The organism is Bacteriovorax sp. DB6_IX, from assembly GCF_000447775.1.
Lineage (GTDB): Bacteria > Bdellovibrionota > Bacteriovoracia > Bacteriovoracales > Bacteriovoracaceae > Halobacteriovorax_A.
Window position 1 is genome coordinate 1 of the sequence record NZ_AUNJ01000164.1, and the last position, 3513, is coordinate 3513.

The 3513-nt window shown below is 37.4% G+C and carries 4 protein-coding genes; 3 read left to right on the forward strand and 1 reads right to left on the reverse strand.

Translation table 11 applies throughout. The features are described 5' to 3' along the window. Nucleotides 1–50 precede the first annotated feature (50 nt). On the reverse strand, nucleotides 51–980 hold the full coding sequence (locus M901_RS04770) for a phosphotransferase (protein WP_021277054.1): 930 nt from the start codon (nucleotides 978–980) through the stop codon (nucleotides 51–53). Nucleotides 981–1131: 151 nt separating this feature from the next. Between M901_RS04770 and ahcY the strand changes: the two genes are divergently transcribed. From ahcY to M901_RS04785, 3 genes are all read left to right on the forward strand, one after another. Continuing rightward, nucleotides 1132–2427 carry an adenosylhomocysteinase gene (ahcY, locus tag M901_RS04775; RefSeq protein ID WP_021277051.1) on the forward strand — a complete coding sequence of 432 codons (1296 nt, stop codon included), beginning with the start codon at nucleotides 1132–1134 and terminating at the stop codon, nucleotides 2425–2427. 50 nt (nucleotides 2428–2477) lie between these two features. Beyond that, nucleotides 2478–2918 (forward strand): ribose 5-phosphate isomerase B, encoded by a 441-nt coding sequence (rpiB, locus tag M901_RS04780; protein ID WP_021277053.1) that lies wholly within the window; start codon nucleotides 2478–2480, stop codon nucleotides 2916–2918. Continuing rightward, nucleotides 2918–3513: hypothetical protein (locus M901_RS04785; protein WP_021277052.1), on the forward strand; the 596-nt coding region annotated here is incomplete at its 3' end. The genes rpiB and M901_RS04785, both read left to right, overlap by 1 nt.

Below are 3513 nucleotides of genomic sequence, written 5' to 3' on the forward strand. Positions count from 1 at the left end.
CTCTGACCCTTTTGGGCATGAGGCAAAGTAAAATGATTCATTATTTTTCATTAAGATACCGTTTGTTTAAAGATTTCTGCTCTGTAGAGAAGTTGCTTGTAGCTATCGGCCATTAATGGATTTAGATTTCCTTCCTTAAAACGTTTAATTCTCCATAGAGAGATAGAAAGAAGTCCAAATACAATGGCCTCATTTAAATATTCTTTTTCATTGGCCGGAAGCGGACGTACGCTTTCATAACCTTTTAAATAGGATTCAATTAGGCAAGGACTAATCCTTCCCTTTTCTAAACAGCATCCTGAAATAGAAATTCCAAGGTCTAGAATAAAATTACCGATACCGCTTTGTTCAAAGTCTAAAACTGCCTTGATGTGATTGTGATCAAAGAGGGTATTATCATAGTAAAGGTCTCCATGAATGATTCCTTTTGCAAAGTCTTGAGAAAAGTAACCTTCGCTGCGATCACCAATGAATTCATCAAATGCTGCTTTGAAATCACATGGGCACTGTTCAAGTTGGCAATAGTCATAAATAACTTGTTCCGGATAACTTAATTCTTCACATGGTCTTAGGCCCTCAAAGGGACCCCTAACAGAGTGAAGAGAAGCTAGTGAAGCCCCAATCTCAAAACAGGTATTATCATTTGGGCCCGGAGGGATACCATCAATAAATGGGAAGAGAACCCCATAAACATTATTAAAGGTATAAACCAATTCATCCTTCTTAGTTTTAAAAGGGAGAATTGAATATTGGTAATCATTTTCTTTTAGATAGGCGAGAATAGTCATTTCACCAAGAAGTTGATCAATATTCTTGTCGTTGGAAACTTTTAATAAGTATCTGTTATCACTTGTCTTGATCTCGTAGTTTGAATTTGAGATACCTAATGACAGGGGGCGAAAGTCAACCACCATCGCGTCAACATAAAGATTTGTAATGCTTTGAATATCTTCAAAACTTAGTTTTGTGTAATCACCCATATTTTTGATTCCTCTTTGGTAGGGTGTACTTTTAATGTTTCGTTGTGTCAATGGCAAGATTAAAGGTTGTGGCCCTATCTATAATAATGTTATAGTAATGCGATAATATATTGAAAATTCACACCGATTTTACTTAAAAAGTGAGGAAAATATGAGTTTTACAGACTACAAAGTAGCAGACATGTCCCTAGCTGAATGGGGAAGAAAAGAGATTAAAATTGCAGAATCTGAGATGCCAGGACTAATGGCCCTTAGAGAAGAATATGGTAAAGAAAAGCCACTTAAAGGTGCTAGAATTGCTGGTTGTCTTCACATGACAATTCAAACTGCCGTTCTTATCGAGACACTAGTTGAGCTTGGTGCTGAAGTAAGATGGTCTTCTTGTAATATTTATTCAACTCAAGATCAAGCTGCTGCTGCGATAGCTGCTGCTGGAATTCCTGTTTTCGCATGGAAGGGAATGAATGAGGAAGAATTTGATTGGTGTATCGAGCAAACTCTTAAGTGGGCGGATGGATCAGCTCTTAATATGATTCTTGACGATGGTGGTGACCTAACAAATATGGTTCACGACAAGTATCCTGAGTTAATCGACGGAATCAAGGGTCTTTCAGAGGAGACAACTACTGGTGTTCACAGACTATATGAGAGAGTTGAAAAAGGAACTCTTAAGATGCCTGCGATTAACATCAATGACTCTGTAACTAAATCTAAATTTGATAACCTTTACGGATGTAGAGAGTCTCTAGTTGACGGTATCAAAAGAGCAACTGATGTAATGATTGCTGGTAAAGTAGCAGTTGTTGCTGGTTACGGTGATGTTGGAAAAGGTTCAGCACACTCATTCAAAGGACTAGGGGCTAGAGTTGTTGTTACTGAAATCGATCCAATTTGTGCTCTTCAAGCTGCAATGGAAGGTTTCGAAGTTATGACAATGGACGAAGCTGCTAAGATTGGAGATATCTTCACGACGACTACTGGATGTGTTGATGTTATCAATTCTAAGCACCTAGATAGCATGAAAGATGGTGCTATCGTGTGTAATATTGGTCACTTTGATTCAGAGATCAGTATTAAGCACCTACATGATAATTATGAAGAAGATAATATTAAGCCACAGGTTGATATGTATACTTCTAAAGACGGAAGAAGAATTATTCTTCTTGCTCAAGGTAGACTTGTAAACCTTGGTTGTGCAACTGGGCACCCTTCTTTTGTAATGTCTAACTCATTTACAAACCAAGTTATGGCGCAACTTGAGCTTTGGCATAATGCAGATAAATATGAGAACAAGGTTTATATGCTACCAAAGCATCTAGACGAAAAAGTTGCTCGTCTTCACCTAGAGAGAATCAATGTAAGAATTGATACTCTTACTAAGGAGCAGGCAGAGTACTTAAATGTTCCATCTGAAGGTCCTTACAAACCAGAACACTACAGATACTAAAATAACTTATGTCCCTCTTTCGAGAGGGGCATTTTTTTTTTGAAAAGACTATGAAACTATTTATTGCAACAGACCATGGCGCACTTGAAGCCAAAAATCATCTTGTAAAATTTTTGAATGAATTAGGGCACGAGGTAGAAGATCTTGGAACTCATTCAACAGAAAGTTGCCACTATCCAGAGTACGCTTCAAAATTAGCTAGAGAAGTTGTTCAGCAAGAGGGAAGAGGCGTATTACTATGTGGATCAGGTATTGGTGTCTCAGTTGTTGCAAATAAGTATGCTGGTATTACAGCAGCTCTATGTCGAAGCATTGATGATGCAAGATTGAGCCGTGAGCATAATAACTCAAATGTAATTTGCTTCGGTGGAAGAGTGTCATCTCATAAAGAGATGGAAGCGATGTTAAAAATTTGGCTTGAAACTGAATTTGAAGGTGGACGCCACGAAATTAGAACAAATATGTTTGCTGAGTTAGGGACTAAGATTTAATGAATATGAAGTGGACAGAGAAATTAGGTTACTTTTTTATTTTTGCAGTTGTTATTACAGGAGTCGTTCTTTCACACGTGGATCTTGAGTATTACCAAGGTGTTTATACACGAGAGGATGGATTTGTTGAGTGGTTAACGGTCTTTGGTCTATTGGCGGGAGCGTCAACATGTTTTTACAGAGCTAAGGTCTTGGCTAAATTCAGAAGCCCTTGGTTTGTTCTAGGCCTTGTTGGTATGGGGTGTCTCTTTATCTTTGGTGCTGGAGAAGAAATTAGCTGGGGACAAAGAATATTTAATTGGCACATACCTGAGTTCTTTGCAAAAAATAATTCTCAAGGGGAAACGAATCTTCATAATCTCGTAGTCGGTGGAACAAAAATAAATAAACTGATTTTTGGTCTATTTCTTACTATATGTGTAGTTATTTATTTTTTAATACTTCCTGTACTTTATCGTAAAGTAGAGAAGATTAAGGAACTTGTAGATAAGTTTGCCGTACCAATTCCTAAAAATACACATATTATCGCTTATCTAACTCTTTTTGGATTATCTCAACTTATTGTCGGTCATAAACCAGGTGAGATTCTTGAGTT

What these genes read in the sequence shown, in the direction of transcription:
- M901_RS04770 (WP_021277054.1), bottom strand. Translation starts at nt 980, where the DNA reads ATGGGTGATTACACAAAACTAAGTTTTGAAGATATTCAAAGCATTACA.
- ahcY (WP_021277051.1), top strand. Translation starts at nt 1,132, where the DNA reads ATGAGTTTTACAGACTACAAAGTAGCAGACATGTCCCTAGCTGAATGG.
- rpiB (WP_021277053.1), top strand. Translation starts at nt 2,478, where the DNA reads ATGAAACTATTTATTGCAACAGACCATGGCGCACTTGAAGCCAAAAAT.